Origin of the sequence: Kitasatospora cathayae (assembly GCF_027627435.1) — a bacterium.
Classification (GTDB): domain Bacteria; phylum Actinomycetota; class Actinomycetes; order Streptomycetales; family Streptomycetaceae; genus Kitasatospora; species Kitasatospora cathayae.
Genome location: NZ_CP115450.1, coordinates 462,259 through 488,344 on the forward strand (window position 1 = coordinate 462,259; position 26,086 = coordinate 488,344).

Annotated in this window: 23 protein-coding genes and 2 pseudogenes; 10 read left to right on the top strand and 15 right to left on the bottom strand. The window is 72.7% G+C overall.

The genetic code is table 11. The annotated features are described in order from the left end of the window. Positions 1–249: 249 nt before the first annotated feature. The 3 genes from O1G21_RS02260 (at position 250) to O1G21_RS02270 (ending at position 4,444) form a co-directional block, all read left to right on the top strand. A complete protein-coding gene (locus O1G21_RS02260) occupies positions 250–1,449 on the top strand; it encodes a M20 metallopeptidase family protein (protein ID WP_405000779.1) in 1,200 nt (399 codons plus the stop codon). Between the two features lie 210 nt (positions 1,450–1,659). After that, positions 1,660–3,378: an Ig domain-containing protein gene (locus O1G21_RS02265; protein ID WP_270140275.1), complete on the top strand. Its 1,719-nt coding sequence runs from the start codon at positions 1,660–1,662 to the stop codon at positions 3,376–3,378. Positions 3,379–3,526: 148 nt separating this feature from the next. Next, the gene (locus O1G21_RS02270; protein ID WP_270140276.1) at positions 3,527–4,444 is read left to right on the top strand and encodes a hypothetical protein; all 918 of its coding nucleotides are present in this window, start codon (positions 3,527–3,529) and stop codon (positions 4,442–4,444) included. A gap of 107 nt (positions 4,445–4,551) precedes the next feature. On the opposite strand, the gene O1G21_RS02275 is transcribed toward O1G21_RS02270, so the two are convergent. From O1G21_RS02275 to O1G21_RS02285, 3 genes are all read right to left on the bottom strand, one after another. Beyond that, positions 4,552–5,103: an RICIN domain-containing protein gene (locus tag O1G21_RS02275; protein ID WP_270140277.1), complete on the bottom strand. Its 552-nt coding sequence runs from the start codon at positions 5,101–5,103 to the stop codon at positions 4,552–4,554. A gap of 347 nt (positions 5,104–5,450) precedes the next feature. Next, positions 5,451–7,088 carry an alkaline phosphatase family protein gene (locus tag O1G21_RS02280; RefSeq protein WP_270140278.1) on the bottom strand — a complete coding sequence of 546 codons (1,638 nt, stop codon included), beginning with the start codon at positions 7,086–7,088 and terminating at the stop codon, positions 5,451–5,453. Positions 7,089–7,322: 234 nt separating this feature from the next. Continuing rightward, positions 7,323–8,288 (bottom strand): alpha/beta hydrolase, encoded by a 966-nt coding sequence (locus tag O1G21_RS02285; RefSeq protein ID WP_270150749.1) that lies wholly within the window; start codon positions 8,286–8,288, stop codon positions 7,323–7,325. Between the two features lie 203 nt (positions 8,289–8,491). Between O1G21_RS02285 and O1G21_RS02290 the strand changes: the two genes are divergently transcribed. Then, positions 8,492–8,875, top strand: a complete 384-nt coding sequence (locus O1G21_RS02290; RefSeq protein WP_270140280.1) for a hypothetical protein — start codon at positions 8,492–8,494, stop codon at positions 8,873–8,875. Between the two features lie 10 nt (positions 8,876–8,885). Here the strand turns inward: O1G21_RS02290 and O1G21_RS02295 are convergent, their stop codons facing one another. Beyond that, positions 8,886–9,029, bottom strand: a complete 144-nt coding sequence (locus tag O1G21_RS02295) for a hypothetical protein (RefSeq protein WP_270151491.1) — start codon at positions 9,027–9,029, stop codon at positions 8,886–8,888. Here O1G21_RS02295 and O1G21_RS02300 point away from each other — a divergent pair. From O1G21_RS02300 to O1G21_RS02320, 5 genes and pseudogenes are all read left to right on the top strand, one after another. Beyond that, positions 8,998–9,334 (top strand): annotated as a pseudogene (locus O1G21_RS02300) (LysR substrate-binding domain-containing protein); the annotation flags it as partial. The gene O1G21_RS02295 and the pseudogene O1G21_RS02300 sit on opposite strands and share 32 nt — an antisense overlap. A 167-nt stretch (positions 9,335–9,501) precedes the next feature. Beyond that, complete coding sequence (locus tag O1G21_RS02305) at positions 9,502–11,046, top strand: MFS transporter (RefSeq protein WP_270140281.1); 1,545 nt, start codon at positions 9,502–9,504, stop codon at positions 11,044–11,046. Positions 11,047–11,152: 106 nt separating this feature from the next. Next, a complete protein-coding gene (locus O1G21_RS02310) occupies positions 11,153–11,542 on the top strand; it encodes an SCO5389 family protein (protein ID WP_270140282.1) in 390 nt (129 codons plus the stop codon). Positions 11,543–11,752: 210 nt separating this feature from the next. After that, positions 11,753–12,781, top strand: a complete 1,029-nt coding sequence (locus O1G21_RS02315) for an LLM class flavin-dependent oxidoreductase (protein WP_270140284.1) — start codon at positions 11,753–11,755, stop codon at positions 12,779–12,781. Positions 12,782–13,051: 270 nt separating this feature from the next. Then, positions 13,052–15,607 carry a collagenase gene (locus tag O1G21_RS02320; RefSeq protein WP_270140286.1) on the top strand — a complete coding sequence of 852 codons (2,556 nt, stop codon included), beginning with the start codon at positions 13,052–13,054 and terminating at the stop codon, positions 15,605–15,607. 63 nt (positions 15,608–15,670) lie between these two features. On the opposite strand, the pseudogene O1G21_RS02325 reads toward O1G21_RS02320, so the two are convergent. Continuing rightward, a pseudogene (locus O1G21_RS02325) lies at positions 15,671–16,012 on the bottom strand (Uma2 family endonuclease); the annotation flags it as partial. A gap of 158 nt (positions 16,013–16,170) precedes the next feature. Here O1G21_RS02325 and O1G21_RS02330 point away from each other — a divergent pair. Continuing rightward, a complete protein-coding gene (locus tag O1G21_RS02330; protein WP_270140287.1) occupies positions 16,171–17,178 on the top strand; it encodes an NADP-dependent oxidoreductase in 1,008 nt (335 codons plus the stop codon). Positions 17,179–17,220: 42 nt separating this feature from the next. Here the strand turns inward: O1G21_RS02330 and O1G21_RS02335 are convergent, their stop codons facing one another. From O1G21_RS02335 to O1G21_RS02380, 10 genes are all read right to left on the bottom strand, one after another. Continuing rightward, positions 17,221–19,305 (bottom strand): HEAT repeat domain-containing protein, encoded by a 2,085-nt coding sequence (locus tag O1G21_RS02335; protein ID WP_270140289.1) that lies wholly within the window; start codon positions 19,303–19,305, stop codon positions 17,221–17,223. 74 nt (positions 19,306–19,379) lie between these two features. After that, positions 19,380–20,198 (bottom strand): DUF4389 domain-containing protein, encoded by an 819-nt coding sequence (locus O1G21_RS02340; RefSeq protein ID WP_270140291.1) that lies wholly within the window; start codon positions 20,196–20,198, stop codon positions 19,380–19,382. Positions 20,199–20,371: 173 nt separating this feature from the next. Beyond that, positions 20,372–21,454: a DUF4190 domain-containing protein gene (locus tag O1G21_RS02345; protein WP_270140293.1), complete on the bottom strand. Its 1,083-nt coding sequence runs from the start codon at positions 21,452–21,454 to the stop codon at positions 20,372–20,374. A gap of 302 nt (positions 21,455–21,756) precedes the next feature. Further along, positions 21,757–22,233, bottom strand: coding sequence for a hypothetical protein (locus O1G21_RS02350; protein WP_270140294.1), 477 nt, complete (start codon positions 22,231–22,233; stop codon positions 21,757–21,759). A 57-nt stretch (positions 22,234–22,290) separates the two neighbouring features. After that, complete coding sequence (locus O1G21_RS02355) at positions 22,291–22,578, bottom strand: hypothetical protein (protein WP_270140295.1); 288 nt, start codon at positions 22,576–22,578, stop codon at positions 22,291–22,293. A gap of 24 nt (positions 22,579–22,602) precedes the next feature. Then, entirely contained in the window at positions 22,603–22,875 is a 273-nt protein-coding gene (locus O1G21_RS02360) for a hypothetical protein (RefSeq protein ID WP_270140296.1), read from the bottom strand. A gap of 137 nt (positions 22,876–23,012) precedes the next feature. After that, entirely contained in the window at positions 23,013–23,738 is a 726-nt protein-coding gene (locus O1G21_RS02365; protein ID WP_270140297.1) for a HEAT repeat domain-containing protein, read from the bottom strand. Between the two features lie 106 nt (positions 23,739–23,844). Then, on the bottom strand, positions 23,845–24,453 hold the full coding sequence (locus O1G21_RS02370) for a response regulator transcription factor (protein WP_270140299.1): 609 nt from the start codon (positions 24,451–24,453) through the stop codon (positions 23,845–23,847). Continuing rightward, a complete protein-coding gene (locus tag O1G21_RS02375; RefSeq protein ID WP_270140300.1) occupies positions 24,450–25,592 on the bottom strand; it encodes a sensor histidine kinase in 1,143 nt (380 codons plus the stop codon). The genes O1G21_RS02370 and O1G21_RS02375 overlap by 4 nt, the downstream gene beginning before the upstream one ends. A 14-nt stretch (positions 25,593–25,606) precedes the next feature. Beyond that, positions 25,607–26,020 carry a hypothetical protein gene (locus O1G21_RS02380; protein ID WP_270140301.1) on the bottom strand — a complete coding sequence of 138 codons (414 nt, stop codon included), beginning with the start codon at positions 26,018–26,020 and terminating at the stop codon, positions 25,607–25,609. Between the last annotated feature and the right edge of the window lie 66 nt (positions 26,021–26,086).

Sequence of the window (26,086 nt, forward strand, 5' to 3'; positions counted from 1 at the left end):
GAACGGTCCGTCGACGTGACTGGCCGGGGACGAGCCGCGGCGCCGGCTTCCTGCCGGGCTCGACTCCACGATGACCGGCCGCTCATTCACCCGACGAAGATAGTCACTCCGTCGGACTGTCTCAACGAAGCCGGGGACGCCGATCATGGAGACAGCCAGACCCGCCATGGAGACAGCCAGACCCGCCCACCTCTTGGAGGCACCGTGTCCGACCTGCCCGCGTCCGCCGACCTGCTCGACCAGCTGGCACTGCCCGAACTGACCCGCGCGGCCGCCCTCCTCCAGCCCGAACTGGCCGCTCTGCGGCGGGAGTTGCACAAGGAGCCGGAGATCGGGCTCGACCTGCCCAGGACCCAGGCCCGGCTGCTCGCGGCGCTCGACGGGCTACCGCTGGAGCTCACCCTGGGCAAGGGGCTGAGCTCGATCACGGCGGTGTTGCGCGGCGGCCGCCCCGGGCCGACGGTGCTGCTGCGTGCCGACATGGACGCGCTGCCGGTGCAGGAGAACGTACGACTGCCGTACGCGTCCCGCCTCCCCGGCGCGATGCACGCCTGCGGGCACGACCTGCACATGGCCGCACTGGTCGGCGCCGCCCGGCTGCTGGCCGAGCGGCGCGCGGAGCTGGCGGGCGACGTGGTGCTGATGTTCCAGCCGGGCGAGGAGGGGGCGGGCGGCGCCCAGCTGATGGTGGATGCGGGGGTGCTGGACGCGGCCGGCGAGCGGGTGGTGGCCGCGTACGCCCTGCACGTGGCCGCCGCCCTGCTGCCCAACGGGCTGGTCGCCGCCCGGCCCGGGCCGATGCTGGCCGCCTCCGACACCCTCCAGGTCACCCTGCGCGGGCGCGGCGGGCACGGCTCCAGCCCGCACTCGGCGCTGGACCCGGTGCCGGCCGTGTGCGAGGCGGTGCTCGCCCTCCAGACGATGGTGACCCGGCGGATCGACGCCTTCGACCCGGTGGTGCTCACCGTCGGCACGCTCAGCGCCGGGACCGCGGCCAACGTCATCCCCGACGAGGCCCGGTTCGCGGCGACCATCCGCTCCTTCTCGCCGCGCTCGCGGGAGTTGGTGCGCGCCGAGGCGCTGCGGGTGGTGCACGGGATCGCGGCGGCGCACGGGCTGGAGTCGGTGGCCGAGGTGGAGCCCGGTTACCCGGTGACCGTCAACGACCCCGTGGAGGCGGACTTCGCGGCCGGCCTGGCGACCCGGCTGTTCGGGCCGGAGCGGTACGTCCCGATGCCCCAACCGATCGCCGGCTCCGAGGACTTCGGCGTGGTGGCCGCGCTGGTCCCGTCCGCTTACCTGATGCTCGGCGCCGCCCCGACCGACGGCCGCGACCCGTTCACCACGCCCTACAATCACTCCCCCGACGCCGAGTTCGACGACGGCGTCCTCGCCGACGCAGCCGCGCTCCTGGCCGGCCTGGCCCTGGGAAGGCTGGCCCGGGAGTAGGGCCTGTCCGGCGGGCGGGCGCCGGGTGAGGAGATCCGGTGATCTGACGGTGCGCTAGCCGTGCAGGCTGCCGTGGATGGCGCGAGCGACGGGGCGAAGTTCCGATTCGTCGCGTTCCGTTCAAGCTCCGCTTACCCCATCATGGAAGCGTGTCAGCGCGCCTACGCGCGTAGCACTCCCCCGTACTTCACGACACAAGGGACATGACACATGCTCAGACGCATAGCAGCCACCCGCCCGCTCGCCCTGGGCGCCGTCGCCCTGGCCGTGCTCACCGGCGCCAGTGCCGCCCCCCACCGGGCCGCCGCAGCCACCGTCACCACGACGGCCACCGCCACGACCACCCAGCACCGGGTGCTGTTCGACAACAGCAAGGCAGAGACCGCCGGCAACGCCGACTGGATCATCAGCACCAGCCAGCCGGACCCGCTCGCCGAGAACGCCGGCCCGCAGTCCGAGACCGACTGGACCGGTGCCATCTCCAGCTGGGGAGTCGCCCTCCAGAAGACCGGCCAGTACAGCCTCAAGACCCTGCCGAGCGGCTCCACCATCACCTACGGCACCGGCGGCGCGCTGGACCTCGCCAACTTCGACGAGTTCGTCCTGCCCGAGCCCAACATCCGGCTCAGCGACGCCGAGAAGACCGCGGTCATGACCTTCGTCCAGAACGGCGGCGGGCTGTTCCTGATCTCGGACCACACCCAGAGCGACCGCAACAACGACGGCTGGGACTCCCCCGCCATCATCAACGACCTGATGACCACCAACTCGGTCAACAGCAATGACCCGTTCGGGCTCTCGGTCGACCTGCTCAACATCCAGACCGACAACCCGAGCGCCATCAACGACGCCACCGACCCCGTCCTGCACGGCCCCTTCGGCACCGTCACCGGCAGCATCATCCGCAACGGCACCACCTTCACCCTCAAGCCCGCCGACAACCCCAACGTCAAGGGCATCGTCTACCGCACCGGCTACTCCGGCACCACCGGCGCGTTCTTCGTCACCAGCAGCTTCGGCAAGGGCCGGGTCGCCCTCTGGGGCGACAGCTCGGCCATCGACGACGGCACCGGCGAGTCCGGCAAGACCCTCTACAACGGCTGGAACGACCCGGCCGGCACCGACGCCGCCCTCGGCCTCAACGCCACCGCCTGGCTCGCCGCCGGCAGCGGCGGCAGCACCACCGGCAACGTCACCCTCACCAACCCCGGCGCCCGCACCGCCACCGTCGGCACCGCCACCAGCCTCCAGCTCTCCGCCACCGACACGGCCGGCGGCACCCTGAGCTACGGCGCCTCCGGCCTGCCCGCCGGCCTGAGCCTCAACACCGCGACCGGCCTGATCAGCGGCACCCCCACCACCGCCGGGCCCTACACCGTGACGGCCACCGCGACCGACTCCACCGGCCCCTCCTCCTCCGTCACCTTCACCTGGACCGTCCAGTCCACCGGCGGCACCGGCTGCACCGCGGCCCAACTGCTCACCAACCCCGGCTTCGAGACCGGCACGACGGCCGGCTGGACGGAGACCAACACCAGCGGCAGCAGCACCATCAACAGCAGCTCCAGCGAGCCGCCGCGCTCCGGCACCTACGACGTCTGGCTGGACGGCTACGGCAGCACCAACACCGACACCCTCGCCCAGACGGTGACCCTGCCGACCGGCTGCAGCAGCTACACCTTCAGCTTCTGGCTGCACGTCGACACCGCCGAGCCCACCACCAGCGCCTACGACAAGCTGACGGTGACCGCGAACGGCACCACCCTGGCGACCTACTCCAACATGAACGCGGCCGCCGGCTACCAGCAGCACAGCTTCAACCTGTCCGGCTACGCCGGCCAGACCGTGACCCTCAAGTTCACCGGCGCCGAGGACTACACCAAGCAGACCTCCTTCGTCCTCGACGACACCGCCGTCAACGTCGGGTGATCCCGTGATCCCGTGATCCGATGCCGGTGGCCCTCCCCGCCCGGGGAGGGCCACCGGCGTTCGGGGCCGGCGGGCATCCGGTCCTGATCCCTGGTCAGGTGATCTCGGCCACTGCCCCGGGGCAGGTCGGCGGGCGAGAATGCCGGGCATGACGTTATGGCCCCTTGACGCCCTCGCCGGACTGGTCACACTGGCCCTGTTGGTGGGGGCGGCCTTCCTGCACATCACCGGCCTGAAACGGTGGGCGGGTCACCGGTCGCGGGTCTCACCCGGGTTCGTCGTCGTGATGGCCGTCGCCGTCCCCCCCGCGCTCGGTGCGGGATTCCTGTGGGTGGGCCTGCCGGTCTCCGCCTGGATCCATTTCGCCGTGGGAGGAATCGCCCTCCTCCTGATCGCGGTCGCCCCGCTGGTCACGGCCTACCGCGGCCGTCGTCCGTCCCGATCGTGGGCCGGGACGGACCAGGGCCACGGGCACCGAACCCTCCCACCGGGCACCTACGTCATCGGCCCGTCCGGGCGGGACTCCCACCCGCAGGTCCACCACCGAGGACAGGTCCCGACGGGGTGGGCGCTTGGGGTGCTCGAGCCTCCCGAAGGGCCGCCGTACGCGCAGCTGATCGTGGAGATCGTCGCCGAATTCCACGCCGAGCTGGTGGAGGCCGCGATCGACAGCGGTTTCGTGCCCAGCACGGATGAGCCACCGGAGACGAGTGGAGCCGTCGACGTCGGCGACGGACTCGTAGTGAAGCGCCTGCTGCTGGACGGTGGTCGCTGTGGGTGGGGACCGGGCTGGCGGGTTGAGGCGAGGCCTGACTGGCTGGCTGCGGCCGAGGGCCGGGGCAGCGTTCTGGTCAGCATCGTGCCCCCGGACACGTCGCCACCCGGCCTGCCGGAGATGGAGCCCGAGGCGCACCGCGCGACCTTCGCCCGGGGGCTCGCCCAGGCGAGAGCCGAGGGCCGGGTGCTGCACGGACTGGCAGAGCTCCAGCTGGGGACCGCGCCCGGGAAACGCGCCGGCGGTCGGCTCGCCCGGGTTCGGAATGGGTGGCGGACACGCCGTCAATGACGATGGCGCCGACTCGGAATGATCGGCGCCACCGTCGGTCCCGGCAGCTCTGGTGGGGCAGGCTGCCGGGACCGGACCCGGGAGGGTCAGGGGGTTCAGGGTCAGGGTCAGATCGCCTCGAGCGTCCACTTCTGGTTGGACCAGCCGTTGCAGTCCCAGAGCTGGACCTTGGTGCCGTTGGCGCCGATCGTGTTCAGGTCCGCGTCCAGACACCTGCCGTTGTAGCCGTTCACCACCCCGTAGCTGGCGAAGTTCCACCGCTGGTTGGACCAGCCGTTGTAGTCCCAGAGCTGGACCGTGGTGCCGTTGGCGCCGATCGTGTTCAGGTCCGCGTCCAGGTACCGGCCGCTGTAGTTGTTCTGGATGTAGTCGACGCTGCCGTCGGTCCACAGGGTCCAGTTCTGGTTGGTCCAGCCGTTGCAGTCCCACAGCTGGACCTTGGTGCCGTTGGCGCCGATCGTGTTCAGGTCGGCGTCCAGACACTTGCCGTTGTAGCCGTTGTGGATGTGGTACTGGCCCACGTAGTTCAGGCCCGCCATCGCACGGACCGTACCGACGTTCGCGCTGCTTTCGGCGGCCGAAGCCGTCCCGACGCCCGCGCCGAGGGCGGCCGTGACCAGAGCCAGGATTCCGAGGCCGGTGCAGATCTGCTTGCGCATGAACTCTCCTCGCGAAATGAGTGAGCGGACGGAGCCCGTGCACGATCCGGTGCCGTGCTCCGTGGCGCTTGCCGTGTCAGCTGACCGGCTGACGTGCCCCATCCTCGCGGCCCCGGCGGGCGTGCGGCCACGACGTTGGCCCGACGTTCCCCCGACACTTGTGCCGGGGCCTGTCGCCCGTTCAGCCGCACAGCAACAGCTCGATGTCCTCCTCCGGCGGACAGGAGTCAACCAGCGAGCGGCCGTACGCACGTGGCGTACGGCCGCTCGGTGGGGCTTCCGGTCATCGGGGCTTCCGGCGCTCCGATCGACCGGCGATCCGGTCAGCCCTTCATCCGGTCATCTTGTCAGCGGACCGGCAGCACCCGGGTGTGCTCCTCGCGGACGGCCTGCAGGGCGTTCGGCTTGAGGCCGAGGAGCTTCAGGATGGTCGGGGCGATCTGCTTGGTCTCGACCTTCTCGTCCTGGCGGACGCCGTCCGGGGTGGCGGCGCCGGAGACGACCAGCGGCACCTCCAGGTCGTCGGCGTGGGCACCGCCGTGCTCGGCGATCTTGCTGCCGCCGGTGTAGACGACGCCGTACTGGGCGACGCCGAAGACGTCCGGCACCCGCGGGTCGCCGGGCGTGACATGGAAGTAGTCGGCGGCCTGCGCACCGGCGTAGACCTGCTGGATGCCGCTGCTGGTGAAGGGGCGGGCCATGCCGTTGATGTCGACGCCGTTGCCGCTCTGCGCCAGCAGGTAGTCCTCGGCGAACTCGGTGGCGGCCGCGGAGCGGTCGTTCAGCCAGAGCAGCACGCCGTCGTCGTCGACCGCGTGGGCGACCAGGTCGCCGGCCGCCGGATGGACGGCCTTCCAGGCGGCATTGAGGCCGTCCAGCAGCGGGCCGTCGTCGATCCGGTTGAGCGCGGTCGGGTCGATCGGGGACTGGCCGTGCTTGGCCGAGAGGATGACGGTGGTGGAACCGTCCAGGTGCTGCTTGCGCAGTTCCTCGGTGAGCGCGCCGATCTGCTGGTCGACGAACTCCAGGTTCTTCTCGACCAGCGGGCCGGGCACGCCCTTGCTGACGTAGCCGCCCTGGAGGCCATCGGAGCTCTTCAGCTTCTGCGCGGTGGAGACCGACTGGAAGTTCAGGCCGAAGACCGCCGGGGTGCCGACCTGCTGCGAACGGCTGTGGTCGTAGCCGTCGATCTCGTTGAGGACGGCCTGCACCTTGTACGAGTCGTACTGCTCGGTGGCCCGGTTGTCCTTGGTCCAGTCGCCGTTGTAGCCGGTCGCGTTGCTGTTGATCTCCGGGGTGAAGAGGTCCTGGACGCCCTCGCCGGAGGGGCCGTTGAGGATGTCGTAGGCGGCGTGCTTGTCCGACCACGCGGTGCGCAGCCCGGCCTGGCGGGCGACCTCGAAGACGGTGTTCACCTGGAGGTAGGAGTGCGGGTAGACCGGCTTGCAGGTCTGCGGGTCGACCGGCAGCTTGGCCGGGTCGAGCAGGGTCCGCGGCTGTCCGGTCATCCGCAGGATGGAGCCGGGCAGGCCGGCCAGGCCCTGGCCGGCGTCGAGCGCGTCCTGGTTCCTGTCCAGGTCCTCGGTGAGGTCCACCTCGACACCGGGCTTGGCGCCCTTGCAGTCGGTGGTGCCGGCCGGGAGCAGCGCGGCGTCGTAGGTGTCGTCGTAGTAGACGCCGGTGGTGCCGGGGCCGCCGCCGGTCAGCTGGGCGACCATGCCGGGGAAGGAGTCCGACGGGTCGGTGGTGCTGGCGTGGGTGTACTCGACGCCGCCGCGGACCAGCCGGGCGAGGGCCGACTGCGGGTGCTCGGCCACGAACCGGGCCAGGTCCGACTGGTGCAGGCCGTCGACCGACAGCAGCAGCACGTGCTGGGCGTGGGCGCCGCGGCCCTCCTCGGCGGCGGCGGCCTGGGCGACGGTGGATCCGGCCAGCACACCGGCGGCGCCGAGGGTGGCGGCCAGCCGGACATAACGACGGGTCACAGAGGGCTCCTGTGGACGGGGGGAGGTGGCTCCGGCGGTGCGGCCCCCAGGCTGGGAGTCCTCGGTGTACCGGCGGCGGCCGGGACGTGAACAGCACCGGTCCCCCGTGCGGAGAGATGTGCGGTTTTACCGAGATCTCACCAACTTGCGGCCCCTCCATGGGAATTGGTGAACGCGTTCGGTCAAGCCGCAGGCGTGCCGGAGGACGGTCCGCACTGTCCTGCCGAGCCGGGTTCAGCATTGGAGGATGCGGCGCAGCCAGCGGGTGCGGGCCTCCTGGGCGTCCCGGGAGACGGCCGCGTCCGGGGCGAGGGTGTCGAAGCCGTGGCAGGCGCCGGGCCACACGTGCAGTTCGGCGTCGCCGCCCGCCCGCCAGATCGCGTCGGCGTAGGCGACGGCCTCGTCCCGGAAGGTCTCGGCGGACCCCACCTCGAGGTACGCGGCGGGCAGCCGGGAGAAATCGGTGGCACGGGCCGGGGCGGCGTACGGCGAGAGGTCGGCGGCACCGTACCGGTCGCCGAGCACGGCCTGCCAGGCGGTGGCGTTGGAGGTGCGGTCCCAGGTGTCGTGGCCGGCCATCTGGTGGCTGGAGAAGGTGTCACCGCGGTCGTCGAGCATCGGGCTCAGCAGCAGCTGGCCGACCGGCGCCGGACCGCCGCGGTCGCGGGTCAGCAGGGCCAGGGCCGCGGCGAGTCCGCCGCCGGCGCTCTTGCCGCCGATCACCAGCCGCCGCGCGTCCACGTCCAGCGCGCCGGCCTGCTCGGCCAGCCGGGCGAGACCGGCGTAGCAGTCCTCGACGGCGCCCGGGAAGCGGGTGCGCGGCGCCAGCCGGTACTCGACCGACACCACCACCAGCCCCAGCGGCAAGGCCCACGAACGCAACAGCCGCGGCAGGACGGACCACGCGTTGCCCGTCACCATCCCGCCGCCGTGCAGGTAGTACAGCACCGGCAGCGTGCCACCCACCCCTGCGGGGCGCCCGGTGACGAGCGTGACCTCGCCCCCGCCGTCGGCCCGCGGCACCCGCAGCTCCGCCACCTCGAACCGGCCGCCGTCGCGCAGCTGGTCGAGCGTCGGACGCGGCCGGGCGGCGACGTCCCGCTCCTGCCACGCCGTCAGCCCCTCCGGGGTGAGCACCTCGCGCGCCCGCTCACCCGCGGCCGCCACCGCCGCGCCCACCTGCGGATCCAACGGAGGCACCCGCCGAGCCGCCAAGCCGTCCACCACCAGCACCCCCTCGCCGAGGGGCACCCGACGGCGCCCCGACCGGCCCAGCTTGCCAGCCCGGCTCGCACGGCCGGCCCGTGGCCCCCGCCTCGGCCGCCGAAAACCGGTGGCCCGGCGGAGGGGCTTGGCGGTTGACTGGGCGCTGGACGTGTCGCCTGACGGTGGGGAGCGGAGCTGTGGAAGACCCGCAATTCACGGTGCTGCTGGCCGGCGCCTCACCGCGCGGTCCGGCCGCGCTCAAGGCGGTCCGCACGGTGACCGGGCTCAGCCTGTGGCGCAGCGGCCAGGTACTGGACGCCGGGACCGCCACCCTCGTGTCGGACGTCCCCTTCGAGGTCGCTTCCCACGCGGCGCAGGTCCTGCACCACGCGGGTGTGCCGGCCGCCGTCCGCTGCGACTTTTGCCGCCGCACCCTGCCAGGCGACGGCTCTCCCGTCGATCCCGGGCCCTGCGCTTCGCCGTACTGGAAGACGCCCCACTGCCAGGCCAACTCCTTGACCACCTGCGACTGCGACTTCTGTGCCGAGTACGGTCCCCTGCCCGGGCACACCGCGCCCTGAGGCAAGGGGGCTACCGGCGCAGGAGCCGGCCGGTGGCGGCGTGGTGGTCCAGGAAGCCGTCCTTGACGATGACGGTCGCGAACGGCCGGCCGCCCTCGGCGACGTTCTGCCGGGCCAGGTCGCAACTGGCGTTGCTCAGCGGCGACTTCGCCACCCGAGGACACATCGACGGCTACTTCGCGCAGCACCGCGTCAGCCCGCGGATCGCCGTCGAGGCCGACTCCGTCCAGGCGCCCACCGAGGTCGTCCAGCGCACCCCGCTCGCCAGCGTCCTTCCCGAGGCCGTCACCCACGACCATCCCCGGCTCGCCCGGATCCCCTCGACCCGCCGCTCCCCACCCGCACCGTCACCCTGCTGCGCCGCGCCGACGCCTACCGCAGCGCCGCCACCCGCGCCTTCACCGACTTCCCCTCACCCACGACCTCGTCCGTACCCGCGGCTACCCGCCGGCCTCGTGAGCCCGGCGGCTCACAGGCCCGGCGGGGCACTTCGATCACGTGTCACCCGATAATCATGGTTTGTCCGTAATGAACGGTTGTGTTCCCTATCTCCCCGGGGCTACGGTCGGGGGTAGCGACTTCTCTCACCCACAGCCGTTCGACCCCACGCCATTGGGGGACCTGCCATGGCCGCCTCCCATGCCCTGGCCCCGGCTCCGCCCGCGACCGCACGTCGGGGCCAGCACCCGGGGACAGCCCTCACCGTCATCGCGGCCACCCAGCTCATGGTCGTCCTGGACATCACGATCGTGAACATCGCCCTGCCGCACATCCAGCGGGCACTGAGCTTCTCCACCACCGACCTGTCCTGGGTGATCAACGCCTACACCCTCACCTTCGGCGGGCTGCTGCTGCTCGGCGGGCGCACCGGTGACATCCTCGGGCGCCGGCGGGTGTTCATCGTCGGCGTGCTGGTGTTCAGCCTCGCCTCGCTGCTCGGCGGGGTCGCCCAGTCCTCGGCCTGGCTGCTGGCGGCCCGGGCGCTGCAGGGGCTGGGCGGGGCGATCGCCTCGCCGACCGCGCTGGCGCTGATCGCCACCAACTTCAAGGAGGGCCGGGAGCGCAACCGGGCCTTCGGCGTCTACTCCGCCGTGGCCGGTGCGGGCGGCGCGGTGGGGCTGCTGCTCGGCGGCATGCTGACCTCCTGGCTGTCCTGGCGGTGGGTGCTGTTCGTCAACGTGCCGATCGGCATCGTGATCGCCCTGCTGGCGCCGCTGTACATCAACGAGTCGGAGCGGCACCCCGGGCGCTTCGACCTGACCGGCGCGTTCACCGCCACGGTGGGCGTGGTGTCGCTGGTGTACGGCTTCATCCGGGCCTCCGAGCACGGCTGGACGGACGCCGTCACGCTCACCGCGTTCAGCCTGGCCGTCGTGTTGCTGGGCGCCTTCCTGGTCAACGAGCGGCGGGTGCCGCAGCCGATCACCCCGCTGCACCTGTTCCGCGAGCGCAACCGCTCCGGCGCGTACGGGCTGATGCTGTGCGTGGCGGCGGCGATGTTCGGCATCTTCTTCTTCATCACCCTGTTCGTGCAGGAGATCCTGGACTTCAGCCCGCTGCGGGCCGGTTTCGCCTTCCTGCCGATCAGCGCGGCGATCGTCACCGCCGCCCAGTTCGCCGCGCGCAACCAGCTGCGGTGGGGTCCGAAGCCGTTCCTGGTCACCGGCTCGGTGCTGGTCTTCTGCGGGGTGTTCTGGGCGAGCCGGATCGACATCGACAGCACGTACGCGGGCGGCATCCTCGGGCCGACGCTGCTGTTCGGCTTCGGGATGGGCTCGATCTTCGTCCCGGTGATGCTCACCGCCGTCTCGCGGGTCGCCCCGCACGAGACCGGCGCGGCCACCGGGATGCTCAACACCACCCAGCAGGTGGGCGGTTCGCTCGGCCTGTCGATCCTGGTCACGGTGTACGGCACGGCCGGTCGCAACGAGGCCGGGCGTCAGGTCGGGAAGTTCCTCCGACAGGCCACCCCGCAGCAGGCCGCCAGGTTCAGGGCGAGTGGGAAGCTGCCGGCGCCGTACTCCTCGGAGGTGCTGGTGCACGGCATCGCGACGGCCTTCCGGATGGGCCTGGTGTTCGCCGCGCTCGCCGTGCTGATCGCGGTGTTCGTCATCAAGGTGCCGCGGGTGCCGGGCGGCGCGGGCGTCAGCCCTTCGGGGGGCGGTACTTGACAGACCGTCGAGACGTCCACGAGAGTCCTTCACGCAAATGGTTTTCATCTTCGTTAGCCATTCCCCGCCCGCGCGCCCCGCGCGCGCCCCGCGAAAGAGGACCCCCATGTCGCTCGACGTCTCCCCCGCCCTGCTCGAGCAGGCCCGCAACGGCCGCGTGGACGAGGCCGACTTCCTCGACACCGTCCGCGCCTCGCTCCCGTACGCCTACCAGGTCGTCGCCGGACTCAGCACCGAACTCGCCGCCACCAAGGACGAGTTCACCACCGACAACACCACGCCCAGCGACGAGCAGCGCGCCCAGCTGCTGCGCGCGCTGGCCAGCAACGCCATCCGCGGCAGCCTGGAGGACCACTTCGGCGTGAAGCTCGCCTTCGTCAACTGCCACCGGGTCGGCGCCTTCCGCCCCGGCTCCGAGGACAGCGAGGCGTACCGCGAGTTCACCTCGCTGCACAACCAGATCCGCAACCAGAGCCCGGAGCTGCGCAGCTGCTGATCCCGGCACGATCGCGGCCGGGTGCCCTCCCGCGAGGCGGGCGCCCGGCCCCGGTGTTGCGCCGCATTGCGCCCGCGTTGCGGCCCGTTGCGATTCGCTGTCCGGATCGCGTACCGATCTTGTGGCACCCCGGACGGCCTGCGTACCTTCGACGGGCACCACCCGTCCGGTCCTGCCCGGGGCCGCAGGAACCCACGCGGAGCCGCCATCATGCCGACCTCTCCCCGCCCGCTGCGGAAACTCGGCTTCCTCACCATCGGGCTCTTCGACGAGGCCGACCCGCGCCGGGGACACGAGTCCACCCTCGACCTGATCACCCTCGGCGAGCGACTCGGCTTCGACCACGCCTGGCTGCGCCACCGCCACCTCCAGTACGGGATCTCCTCCCCCGTCGCCGTCCTCGCCGCCGCCACCCAGCGCACCAGCCGGATCCAGCTCGGCACCGCCGTCACCCCGCTCGGCTGGGAGAACCCGCTGCGGCTCGCCGAGGACCTCGCCACCGTCGACCTGCTCTCCGGCGGCCGGCTCAACCCCGGCTTCAGCGTCGGCACGCCCACCCACTACCAGCACGTGCGCGGCGCCCTCTACCCGGACACCGGCGACCACGAGGACTTCAGCCACCGCCGGGCCGAACGGCTGCTCGCCCTGGTCCGCGGCGAGGACGCCTCCGACTTCGCCGGCACCGAGGGCATCGAGGTGTACTCGCGCCGCGTCCAGCCCCACTCCCCCGGCCTCGCCGGACGGCTCTGGTACGGCGCCGGCAGCCTGCGCTCGGCCCGTTGGGCGGGCGAGCACGGACTCAACCTGCTGGCCGGCAGCGTGGTCAAGCCCGAACCGGACGACGGCGCACCGGACTTCGCCGAGATCCAGGCCCAGCAGATCCGCGCCTTCCGCGCCCTGCACCCCGAGGGCGAGCACGCCCGGGTCTCGCAGGGGCTGGTGGTGATCCCCACCGACAGCGCCACCCCCGAGCAGCGCGCCAAGTACGAGGCGTACGCCCTCGCCCGCGCCCCGCGCACCCACAGCCCGCAGGGCCCGGCCCGACTGCTCTACGCAACCGACCTGGTCGGCAGCTCCGCGGAACTCGCCGAACGGCTGCACGCCCACGCCGGCTACCGGGAGGTCGACGAGGTCGCCTTCGCCCTGCCGTTCACCTTCGAACCCGAGGACTACGTCCAGATCCTGACCGACCTCGCCACCCGACTCGGCCCCGCCCTCGGCTGGTCACCCGCGGCCTGACGAGGCCGAGCCGCCGACCCGCCGGTGCGGCACCCGGCGACCGCACCGGCCGTTCGCGCCTCCACCTCGCCCCGGTGACGACGACTCATGAGGATCCTCGTTGACGGGCGGCAGCCGTCCGGAGCCGCTCCTGCGCACACTCTTGCGATGACATATAACCTGTGACATTGTTCTGACCCTGATTCCGGTGACAGGTCACACGTCAATTCCCCCCTCCGCCTCGTGGCCGACGCCGCGTCACCTCCCCCACCTCAGGACAAGGACACCGCAGTGCGTCTGCGCCAATCCCTTCCGCTCCTGGTGGCCGCCGCCCTCGCCGGCCCCGCCACCCTGCTTCCGACCCCTGCCCTCGCCGCGACCCCGACCGCCCAGGCCCACGCGGCGGCCCAGGCCCAGAGCCAGGCACCGGCCGCGCCGAAACCCTTCGGCGCCGAGATCGCCGCCGACACCTCCGAGGACCTGGGCCGCACGGCGGCGCCGCTCCCGCCGGAACTGCTCGGCCAGGCGCTCCAACCGACCGGGACGGCCGTCCAGACCGCCCCGCACCCCCATGCCACGACCCCGGCCAAGCGCGCGCTGACCGCGCAGGCGCCCGCCGCGCCCGGCTGCACGCCCGCCGACTTCGGCAGCCGCAGCGGCGCCGCCCTGGTCTCCTTCGTCCAGGGCTCGACCACGGACTGCGTCAAGACGCTGTACAACGTCACCGGCACCGACGCGGGCAAGGTCTTCAAGCAGTCGCAGATGCTCACCGTCGCGAACGCCTTCCGGGCCCAGGCGGCGAACTACACCGGCGACAACTCCGCGAACATCCTGCAGCTCGTGCTCTTCCTGCGGGCCGGTTACTACGTCCAGTCCAACAACGCGAGCGCCGTCGGCCCCTACGACGCCACACTCACCGCCGCCGTCCAGGCCGGCCTCGACGCCTTCTTCGCCACCGCGCACCGGACGGACGTCAGCGACGCCAACGGCGCCGTGCTCAGCGAGGTGCTGATCCTCACCGACAGCGCGAACATCCAGGCCCACTACCTGAAGGTCTACCAGCAGGTCCTGAACGGCTACGGCAACGGCTACAACGCCTTCCCGAAGATGGTCAACGCCGTCAACTCCGTGCTGTGGGCGCCGCTGTGGCGGGCGAACTGGAACCCCGACTACGTCAGCGCCGTCGCCGCCGACCCGAGCGTGATCACCACGCTGGCGAACTTCGCGCAGAACCACAAGGACCTGCTCACCACCCCCAACGCTTTCCTCGACGTCAACGCCGGCAACGACCTCGCCCGCACCGCCGGCGACGGCGGCGGCATCGAGGCCTTCGCCAAGCCGCTGGTCAAGAAGGTGCTCGACACCACCCCGATCTCCGGCGCCGTCGGCAAGCTGTACGTCTACACCGCGTACAACGCCAACCAGTACGACAACGCCCAGTGCTCCTACTACGGCACCTGCGACCTGCCCGGCAAGCTCACCGCCGCCGTCCTGCCGAACAGCCTGGTCTGCGACAACCGCACCATACGCACCGAGAACCTCTCCCCCGAGGAACTGGCCACCGTCTGCGAGAGCCTGCGCGGCGAGGACGGCTTCTTCCACGACCTCGTCAAGGACGACGGGCCCGTCCCCGGCCAGTACGGCAAGACCATCACCCTCGCCGTCTTCTCCAACCGGGACGACTACCAGACCTACTCCTGGGCGATCTACGGCAACTCCACCGACAACGGCGGCCAGACCGTCATGGACGTCACCGACCCCAACAACAAGCCCGTGTCGGTGATGTACCGGAAGTCCTACGACGACGGCTTCCCCGCCAACGTGTGGAACCTCAACCACGAGTACACCCACTACCTCGACAACATCTACGACATGAAGGGCAACTTCTCCACCGAGATCTCCGTCCCGGACATCTGGTGGATCGAGGGCGTCGCCGAGTACGAGTCCTACGCCTACCGCGGCACCACCGACACCCAGGCGATGGCCGAGGCCGCCACCCACCGGTACAAGCTGAGCACGGTCTTCCAGAACACCTACGACAACTCGGACACGGTGCGCACCTACCCGTGGGGCTACCTGGCCGTGCGGTACATGTTCGAGAAGCACCCCGCCGACGTCCAGAACATGCTCGGCCACTTCCGCACCGGCGACTACCAGGGCGGCTACGCGGTCTACAACGGCCTCGGCACCTCCTACGACGCCGACTTCGACGGCTGGCTGAACACCTGCGCCGCCGGCGCCTGCTACGCCGACGGCCCCACCGCCCTGTTCGGCCAGTCCGTCGACGGCGCCACCGTCACCCTGACCGACAAGTCCGTCGAGACCAACTCCCAGGCGTCACTGGCCTCCTGGCACTGGACCTTCGGTGACGGCAGCAGCTCCGACGAGCGGAACCCGGTCCACACCTACGCCGCCCCCGGCACCTACACCATCGCCCTGACCGTCACCGACAGCGACGGACAGACCGCCGCCACCCCGACCTCGGTGACCGTCACCACCGGGGGCGGCACCACCCTGCCGACCTGCACCGACCCGCGCACCGACGCGCTCGGCCAGAACTGCTCCCGCCCGAACCAGGCCCGCACCGCCGGCAACCTCGACTACTTCTACCTCTACCTGCCGGCCGGCACCACCACTCTGAAGGTCTCCACCTCCGGCGGCACCGGCAACGCCGCCCTCTACTACGACCCCGACACCTGGGCCTCCCCCACCACCCACACCGCCGCCTCCACCAACCCCGGCACCGCCCAGGCCCTCACCGTCACCAACACCACGGCCGGCTACCGCTACGTCAGCCTCTACGCCACCACCGACTTCAGCGGGGTGACCGTCAGCACCCAGTACTGAAAGGCTGATTGACCGACCAACGAGCGGCGCGCCCCCCGGAGGGGGCGCGCCGCTCGGGCCGTGTCAGAACCTGCTGGTGTCGAGGTCCACTTCGAAGGGAGCCGGGAGCCGCACGGTCGTGCCGAAGGGGCGCGGCCCCTCGACCCGTGTGTAGCCGAGATCGCCCGACTGGGAGAAGAGCGTGCAGGTCCGCTCCATCCGGTCCACCAACAAGTACAGCGGCGCACCGTACTGCGCATACCGACGGCGCTTCACGGTTCGGTCGGTGTCGGCATTCGACGGCGACGTCATTTCGACCACCAGGAGCGTCTGGTCAGGCAGCAACGCCCCCTCGGATTCGAAGAGCTCTTCGGGCAGAACTGCCATGTCGGGCAGGTAGAAGTGGCGCCAGTTCCCGCGCACGGGGGCGACCCGGCGGAGAGACTATCGGTGCTCGAAACCCCACCCTTGCACCCTCGCCGCATGACCATCTGAATCCGGACATTCTCTAGTCATATGACTAAGCGCTTGCTTAGAATCGGGCACCTGTCCATGCGGAGACCGAGTACGCCCCAGGAGATGCCATGACCGACGTCAACCGCCAGATCCGCCTCGCCCGTCGACCGGTCGGCGAGGTGCGGCCGGAGGACTGGGAGTACCGGGAGGAGCCCGTGGCGGTGCCCGGGGACGGGGAGTTCCTGGGGCGGACCCGGTACGTGTCGCTCGACCCGGCGATGCGCGGGTGGCTGGACGACCGGCCGTCCTACCTGCCTCCGGTGGGGCTGGGCGAGGTGATGCGGGCCGCGTCGGTGGTCGAGGTGGTGGCGTCGAACCACCCGGAGTACCAGGTCGGCGACCACGTGGTGGGGGCCTTCGGGGTCCAGGACTACGCGGTGTCGGACGGCAAGGGAGCGCTCAAGGTCGACCCGGCACTCGCGCCGCTGTCCACCTACATCGGCGCGCTCGGGATGCCCGGGATGACGGCCTACTTCGGTCTGCTGGAGGTCGGCGCGCTCAAGGAGGGCGAGACCGTGGTGGTCTCCGGCGCCGCCGGGGCGGTCGGCACGATGGTCGGACAGATCGCCAAGGTGAAGGGCTGCCGGGTGGTCGGGATCGCCGGCGGGCCGGAGAAGTGCGCGCTGCTGACCGAGGAGCTCGGCTTCGACGCGGCGATCGACTACCGGTCCGAGGACGTCCGCAAGGCACTGCGCACCCACGCCCCGGACGGCATCGACGTCTACTTCGACAACGTCGGCGGCCCGATCCTGGACGCCGCGCTGACCAGGCTGGCGATGCACGCCCGGGTGGTCGTCTGCGGCGCGATCAGCCAGTACAACAACGAGGGGTCCGTGCAGGGCCCGTCCAACTACCTGTCGCTGCTGGTGCGCCGGGCCCGCATGGAGGGCTTCGTGGTCTTCGACTACGCCCGCCGCTACGCCCAGGCGGCGGCCGAGATCGCCGGCTGGATCGGCGAGGGCCGGATCAAGGTCAAGGAGCACCTGGTCGAGGGCACCGTGGCCGACTTCCCGGAGACCCTCGGGATGCTGTTCCGCGGCGAGAACACCGGCAAGCTGGTGCTGCGCCTGGCGTGAGCCCAAGGGTGGCCGCCGAGCAGCTCGGCGGCCACCCCGGGATCAGCGGGCCGCCAGCAGCGCCCGCAGCGCCTCGTCGTCGCGGACGACGTCGTTCACCCCACCGGCGCCGAGGGCGCGTCGGTCACCGTCGACGAACTCGGCGACGCGCAGCCGCTGTCGGGCACTCAGCGCGTCGGCGCCGATCTCCCGGAGCGCCTCGCAGGCGTCGTCGACGGCGAAGCCCGCGTCGATGGAGTCGAGGGCGATCTCGGCGAACTGGCCGAGATCGGCGCTGTCCGGATCGGTGATCCGCAGCAGGGCGAGGACGGCGGCGGGCGCCTTCCCCGGCTTGGCGAGCAGCTCTTCCAGTCGAGGGACCAACGGCCGGGCCGCCGGGCCGAGGAGGGCGGCGGCCTCGACGGCACGGAGAACGGTCCAGCGGAACCACATCTGGTCGCCGGCCCGGTCGAGGACGGAGCCGAGGATCCGCATGGCCTCCTCGGCGTCGCCCTCGATCCGCCAGAGGGCGGTGGCTATCGCGATGTCGGCGTCCAGCTGCGGAGTGGTCGCCTCGGCGTCCTGGCTGACGGCCGCGCGCAGGGCCGGGAGCAGTCCGACGGCCGCCGTGCCCAGGTCGGCGGCCGCCCGGACGGCCTCGGCGAGGTCGCGCCGCGAGGCCAGCCCCTCGGCCGCGGCGGCGAGCAGCAGATCGGTCTCGCCGGTGAGCTGGTGGTGGGCCCGTGCCACGGGCACCGGCCCGGCGGCGGCCCGCAGCGACGCGACGGCCTGCGCCCGTTCCACCGCCGCGCCCAGGTCGGCGGCCACGGCCGCGATGGCGGTGGCGGCGTACTGGTGGCGGGGCAGGGCCGCGGACAACTCGGGCAGGCCGGCCGCAGCCTGCCGCCCCCACGTGCGCAGCAGATGGATCAGGCTGATGGTCTCGGAGTCGCCGAGCCCGTCGGCGGCCAGCCGCTCCCGGACGGCGGCCAACAACCCCGCGTCGAAGGGGAATTCGGGGGCCCGGAAGCCTCCGGCGGCCTCAAGGGCGCGCGGGCGGCGGGCGAGGTCGCGGGCGAGCAGCGGGGCCGCCTGCCGGGGTGCGACCCGGACGAGTACGGCCAGGGCCTGGTCGGCCGCCTTTTCGTCGGACTGCTCGGCGAGTTCGGCCAGGGCGGGCGCGGCTTCGGCGGCGAGCGGGCCGAGCTTGGTGAGCAGCCTCGCGGCCGTGTCATCGGCGGCGTGCCGGGCGATGGCCGGGACCAGCCGCCGCGGGGCGCTGCGGGAGCGGTCGACGGCCTCGTCGGCCGCCCACAGGGCCTCGGTGCGCACCGCGGGGCGCTGGTCGCGCAGGGCGGCCTCCAGCAGGGCGAAGGCGCCCTCGCGGTCGGCCTCGGTGCCGCGGTCCAGCAGGTCCTCGACGATCGCGGGCAGCAGCTCGCGGTGGTACATGCTGTATCGGTCGACGGTGAGCTCACGGGTGGGCACGACGCCGAGCGCGGCCGCGTGGTGGGCGTCGCTCCACGGCTCCCCGGCCCGCAGGGCGACCATGAGCGCCGCCAGCCGCAGCGGCCTCGGGGTAGCGTCGCCGAGCAGCGCGCGGGCCTGGCCGACGGCTCCCGAGGGGTCCAACCGGCCCATGGCGATGAGCAGTTCGGCCCGCACCCCGGGGTCCTCCTCGACCGACCAGCGGCCGCGCAGCGCGGACAGGGCGGCCCCGGCGCCGTCCGCGCCCCGGGTACGGCCGACGACCGAGGCCGCCTGGCTCCGGACGTCCGCGTCCTCGTCGGCCAACAGCGGCAGCAGCAGCGGCAGCTGGCCGACCACGGCGGCCCGGACGGCGCCGTCCGGGATCTGCCACTCGTCATCGGACTCGGCCAGCCCGCCGAGCAGCAGGAGCACTTCGACCACCTCGCAGCCGGCTGCCGCGATCCGGGCGAGGAAGGGCACGGCGTCCACACTGGCGGAGTACACCGTGCCCTGATGGAGGATGGCCGAGTACAGCTCCTCGCGGGCCTCCTCCGCCTCCTCCCCGCCCTCGGCGAAGGCGCGCAGCAGGTCGGGCAGGTCCTCTGCGGAGCCGTAGGCGTGCGAGAGGGAAGCCCAGGGGTGGGCGTCGAGACCGGCGAGGGCGTCAGCGAGATCCATGGGCGTGATCTTCGCAGCCGCCTCCGACAGCGGCTCCGGCGCCCCGGACCGTCGAGCCGAGGAGAACCGCACGACTACCGGACGGCTCCCGGGCCCGGGACGAGGGGGGCGATGACGCGCTGGGTCGGGTTGCCGTAGTCGTCGTTGTCGTTGTTGTCGCCGGAGTTCACCGAGGCGGTGACGGAGCTCGTCGCCCAGGAGACCACGCCCAGGATGAGGAACAGCACGAGCAGGCCGCGCCCGGCGCCGCTCAGGACGAGCGGGCGGGTGGCCGAGACCGGCTCGGGCTCGCTGCCCGGCTCCTCGCCGAACAGGCGCTTGGGGTAGGCGGAGGTGAGCATCACCAGGTAGGCCAGGTAGCGCATCCGGTAGCGCAGGATCGCCGTGGTCGCCTCGTACAGCGCCTGCGGCATCCGGCCGAGGATCAGCACCACCAGCCAGATGATGACCGCCACCAGCCACCAGCCCGCGTTCACCAGGCCCTGCACGATCGACGCCGGGATGACCAGGACGATGCGGAACAGCACGGCGAGCCGGTTCAGCTCACCCGGGCGCAGCCCGACCTGCACCGGGTACTCGGGCGCCTGGAACCGGAACGGCGGGTAGCGGTCCACGGTGAGCATCAGGTACGCGGTGACCCGGGTGTCGTACGGGAGGTACGCGGAGAGGTAGTCCGCGACGAAGCCGGGCAGCCGGCCGAGCACCAGCGCGCCGAACCAGCCGATGACGGTGACGAAGAACGCCACCACCGACAGCACCCACACCACCACGAACTGCGGGATCAGCAGCAGGACGCGCAGCAGCACCGTCCACCGGTTCTGCGGGCCGGGCGCCGGCATGTCCAGCACCGGAAGCCACTCACGGCTGACGGGGGCGGGGGGAGCCTGCCACATCCGGGCCTCCACGGTCTCGGGACGACGGGACCCGGCGGTCGGGCACGGCCGGGTGCCCTCCGAAGATCGCAGCACCCCGGCCGCCCCGCGCGCCGCGCTGCGCCGGACGGGTCACACCACCGCCCGACCGGTCGTCAGGCCGCGCCCCCCGGCCCCGGACCCGAGACCCCGGGTCAGCTGGGGGCGCCGGTCCAGATGACGTTCTTGCGCTGCAGCCCGCTGCCGTAGTCGAACTCGACGGAGAAGGGGTCGGCCGCATTGTTCGGCAGGGCGTACGCGGACAGCCCGGTGGCCTCCTGACCCGGGGCCAGCGAGCCGCTGAGGATCTTCATCCGGCCGCTCCCGTCGATCAGCGAGGTGACGAGGCCGCCCTTGGCGTCGTGGACGAAGGGCAGCCCCGATCCGTACAGCGAGACCTCCTTGGATCCGGTGTTGACGACGGTGATCCTCACCTGGACGATCGTCGCGTCCTTCGGCGCCTCGAACACGGTCTCGCTCGGGACGTACGGCTCGGGCGCCGCCATCGTGACCTTCAGCCCGTCCGCGTAGGTGTAGGACTGGCCGAACGCCAGGCGCCGGGCCCGCTCGTCCGCGGCCGCCGCTTCCCGCTCGGCCTCGATCTTCTTCCGCGCGGCCTCGAGCCGCTCCCTCTCCTTCGCCGCCCGTTCCTCCGCGGCCCGCTGCGCGTTCTCGGCGCGAAGGCGCGCGGCGTCCGCCTCGGCCCTGCGCTCCTCGTTCACCGCGTTCACCCGGGCCACCACGAACACCCCGGCGCCGACCGAGACGACCAGTCCCGTGATGCCCAGGATGACGCCCGCGAGCGCCATCCCCCGGTTGGTCGCCACGCCCCTGCGCGCGTGACCCAGGCCGATGATCCCGAAGATCAGGGCGAGCAGGGCCGGCAGCCAGGAGAGCCAGAACAGGAGGACGGCCAGGCTGAGGGCGGTACCGACGATCCCGAGCACCATGGCCGCGACGCCGAGGCCGTTGCGGGGCGGCGGCGCCGGTACCGGGTACGGCGGCCAGTACGGCGCGGCCGGGCGCTCGCCGGGGGCCGCGCCGAGACCGGGCGCCCCGCCGAGCACGGGGGCCGCGCCGAGACCAGGGGCCGCGCCGAGAACAGGAGCCGGGGCGGGAACCGTGGGTTCGCCCCGGCCCGGCGCCGCACCCGCACCCGGGTCCGGCGGCGCCCACGGGTCGACGTCGGCCGGATCCTCCGCGGGCTGCGGGCTGTCGGGCGGGACGGGAACGGTCATGCGGGATCCTTCGGGAACGTCGGGACGATGGGCGGCCGTTCAGCCGCCGGGCCGTGGTCGTTCCGGACCCCCCGGCAAAAGCGGCCCGCCCCGCGCGGGACGGGCGCCGGTCCGGGCCGGACCCGCGCGTCAACACCCCCGGACGGACCGCGACGGGCTCGGTGACTGATCAACATACAGGTGCCCGCCGACCTCCCCGACACCGGCCCGGGCCCGGAACCTCCGCCGTGCTTCGTCCGCGGAATTCGCTTGCCCGCCGGTCGGCGAGCCTGGCAGCGTGGGGCAGCGGACCCGGCCCTCGTTCACGCCCAGCCGCGCACCGACACCGCCCCGTGCAGGACGCGGCCCGCCAGCCGCTGCTCCTCGACCCAGCGGGTGAAGGTCTCGACGCGCGCCCCGAGGTCCTCCTCGCCCGGCCCGACCGGCCGGTCCTGCGGCGGCACGACGACCACCACCGCCTCGCCCCGCCCCTCGGCCGCCGCCAGCCAGCGGGGCGACACCTCGACCCGTGAGCCCGGCTCCCACCCCTGGCGGCCGCCGATCAGCACCAGCCGTTCCACCCGTCCGTCCGCGACCTCGATCAGGCCGGTCGTCGCCGGGGGCTCGCCGGCGGCGACCGTGAAGCCGCTGTCGACGGCGGCCTCCACCAGGTCGGCGTGCAGGTTCGCGCCGACCTCCACGATCAGCTCCGCGACCGGCGGGCCCTGCGCCGCCTGGCGTACGGCCAGCGCCCACACCACCGGCCCCTGGGCCCGGCTGTCGCCCGTCCCGTCAGCCATGGCCGACCGCCGAACCGCGACCGCCCACCGGCCGAACGGGCGTACGGCGACGCTGAGTCACAGGGTGGCGAGACGACGTCCGAGTTCCTCGAGGTAGTCGTCGCCGTAGGCCGCGGCGACGTCGTCGAGGTCGATCATCGGCGGGAGGTCGGCCGTCGGCTGGCGTTCGGACAGGTAGACGGCGGTCTCCGCGACGATCCGCTGCTCGTCGGCGCGGGCCGGGCTCAGCTTTTCCAGGGTCGCGTCGGTGGCCTGGAAGCGGGAGAGGACCGTTTCGCCGGCGGCGGGGAAGCTCACGAGGTACTCGTGGTCACCCAGTGCTTCGATCCCGATGTCCCCAGTCATGGTTCCGCCCTTCACTCCTTCCCCCTACGAGTCTCGCACCGGTGGCCCTCCCCCGTGCCGCGGGCGGTCCGACCGGCGGCGGACGACCACCCGCTCGACCGTCGTGCCGACCGCGAGCAGCGCGAACAGCAGGGCCGCCAGGGCGCAGAAGCCCGTCGTCACGCCGTCGACGGGGAGGACGGCGGCCAGCACCGCGAGCACCACCGCCGTCACCGCGAACACCCCGGCGAACGAGCCCGCCGCGAATCGGCGGACCGTCGGCTCGCCGCGGTCCTCCTGGCTGTGCGGGCCGGTCATGTCCTCCTCCTCCGGGATCCTTCCGCCGACGGCCGGGGCCCAGCGCCCGCGCGGGGCCTCCTGGCTCCCTCGGCGTCGTGCGTCTAACCGGCTCACCGGAGGCCAAAACCCGTTCGAGTCCCCCACCGGGGCGGCCCTCACAGGTCCGAGGCGTCGATCCAGTCGATCGCCGCCACCAGGTCGGGAGCCCGGTCGGTGGCTTCGGCGGCCAGCAGGGCCCAGTCCCGGCAGTGGGCCACGATCTCGGCCCAGGGCTTCCGCCGGTCGACGTCCCAGTCGATGCCCGGACCCGGGTGGTATCCGAAGGTCCCGTCGCCGCGCCGCTGCCACACCTGGAAATCGAGCACCGCCTGGCCGTGGACCGCGAGGTCCTCGATGGCTTCGGCGAGGTGAACCGTCGGCCATACCGGGTCCGGGTCCGCCGACGCGGCCCGCAGCGCGGCGGCCCGGGCCGGGAGTACCGGCTCGCGGGCCCCGAGCGCGGTCAGTGACCGGCGAAGCGCCGCTCCCTCGCTGTGGTCGGGGGCCTCACCTCGTCGCCGGAAGGCTTCGTGGGCTCGTCGCAGGGCCGGCACGGCACGCCGGATCCCCAGCTTCGCCAGGGCTTCGGCGGCCCACTGGCGCACGGTGTCGCAGTCGCTGACCAGCAGGCCGATCAGCACGTCCGCCGGCCGCGGGTCGTTCAGCGCGGTGAAGACCTCGATGGCGCAGAGCTGCCCGAACCTCCCCAGACCGGGCGTTGCCGCCATCACCTCGTCCAGCACCTCGGGACCCCTGGCGATCAGCGCGTACTGGGCGTCCTCGGCCACTTCGGTCGAATCCGCGTCGAGCTCACTGACCCGCTGTGCGATGGTGCCGTCCATGGCCATGGAGTCTGGCTCGCCCCGTCCACCACGACCAGTCGATTTCCCCGCGCGTCCCCGGGCCCGCCCGCGGTCCGGGCCGGTGTCGAGCCGCTGTCGAGACGCCTTACAGCCAGCCGCGCTCGTCGGCGGTGCGGAGGGCCTCGGTGCGGTTGCGGGTGCCGGTCTTGGCGATGGCGGAGGAGAAGTAGTTGCGGACGGTGCCCTCGGAGAGGTAGAGCTTCGCGGCGATCTCGGCGACTCCGGCGCCGGAGCGGGAGGCGTCGAGGACGTCGCGTTCGCGGGCGGTGAGCGGGGAGGCGCCCGCGGCGAGGGTGGCGGCGGCGAGTTCCGGGTCGACCACCCGCTCCCCGGCCGCGACCCGGCGGATGGCGTCGGCGAGCACCTCGGCCGGGGCGTCCTTGACCACGAAGCCGAGCGCTCCGGCCTCCATGGCGCGGCGCAGGTAGCCGGCGCGGCCGAAGGTGGTGAGGATGACCACCCGGCAGTCGGGCGCCTGTTGGGCGAGGACGGCGGCGGCCGCCAGGCCGTCGAGTCCGGGCATCTCGATGTCCAGCAGGGCGACGTCCGGCCGGTGCTCGCGGGCGGCCTCGACCACCTGGTCGCCGCGTCCGACCGCGGCGACCACCTCGAAGTCGTCCTCCAGGTCGAGCAGGGCGCGCAGTGCGGTGCGGACCAGCTCCTGGTCCTCCGCGAGCAGCAGGCGGATCGTCATGTCGTCCCTTCGGGGCGGGGGTCGGGGTCCCGGACGGTGACCAGCAGTCGCCAGCCGCGCGGGTCGAGCGGGCCGGCCTCGACCGTACCGCCCGCCGCCGCGACCCGTTCCCGCAGCCCGGTCAGCCCCTTGCCGGTACCGACGGGGCCGAGCCCGGCGCTGCCCGGGCCGTCGTCGCGGATCTCCACCGAGGTGGCGGTCAGCAGCACCGAGCAGCGCGTCGCCCGGGCGTGCCGGACGACGTTGGTGAGGCCCTCGCGCACCACCCAGCCGAACAGTTCGCGGTGTTCCGGTCCGACCGCGTCGGCCGCCTTGGGCAGGTCGGCCACCACCCCGGCGGCGCGCAGCAGTTCGCGGCCGCGGGCGAGTTCGCCGGCCAGGGTGACCTCGCGGTAGCCGGTGACGGCGGCGCGCACGTCGGCCAGGGCCTGGCGGGAGAGCGACTCCACGGCCGTCATCTCCGCCACCGCCTGGTCCGGGTCCTTGGCCGCGAGTCGTTGGGCGAGGCGGGACTTGACGGTGATCGCGGTGAGCGAGTGGCCGAGCAGGTCGTGCAGGTCGCGGGCGATCCGGTTGCGCTCGGCCTCGGAAGCGAGGCGCGCGACCTCCGCCCGGGCGGCGACCAGGGCCTGGTTGGTGGCGGCGATCTCCGCGAAGGCTCCGCAGGTGAGCGAGGTGAACAGCAGGGCCAGCGCTTGGAATCCGCCGGGTCCGGTGTGCCAGGCGGGCACCGCCCAGGGCACCAGCAGGGCGGCGAGCGTGCCGGCGGCCACCGCCGGGAGGGTGTGCCTCCGGCACAGCACCGCGACCACGGAGACGACCACGGTGGCCAGGTAGAAGGCGTCGGCGTGGGCGAACGGCAGCGAGGCCAGGAACAGCGCGGTCATCACCGCCAGCAGCGGTTTGACGAAGCTCCGCCGCCCGGTTCCGAGGGCCAGCGCGAGGAGCACGTAGCAGAGGCAGAACGCGATGACCACGGCGTACCCGGCGACCGCCGCGGACCCGACGACGTCGGCGCTCACGGCCACGGCGGTGAGCGCCGGGAAGACCAGCATCCCGGTGCCCAGCAGGATCCGCCGCCAGCCGCCCGCCCAGCGGTGGGCGGAGGCCGGCGTGTGCTCGCGGTCGAGGTCGGTCACTCCTGTGTCCCTCCTCAGGGCTGGGCGAACAGCGTACGCAGCTGCCGTCCGTTGATCAGCACGGCCACCCCCAGCAGGGCGAGGCCGCACAGGCCCTGTTCGATCTTCATCCAGACCGGGAAGACCCCCGGCACGGCGATGATCGCCGCGATCGCGACCAGCATGGCGCCGGAGACGATCCGCAGCCGCCGGAAGGCGCCGCGGGAGCCGCGGGCGGCGCGGACGGTGAGCAGCAGGGCGACGGTGGCGCCGGCCAGGACGATGGTGCCGCGGACCCACACCGCCGGGGTGATGAGGTCGGTGTGGTCGCGGAGGGCGAAGGCGGCCACCAGCGTGAGCGCGCTGAGGCCGAGGTAGGCGAGCACGAGTCGCCGTACGGTGCGGAAGGCCCGGCGGTTGTCGGGGTGGTGCAGGTCGGTGGAGGTCATGGACTCATCGTGGCCGCCGGGCGGGGGCGGGCGGCAGTGTGCTGCCACACCCCCGCACCATGACAA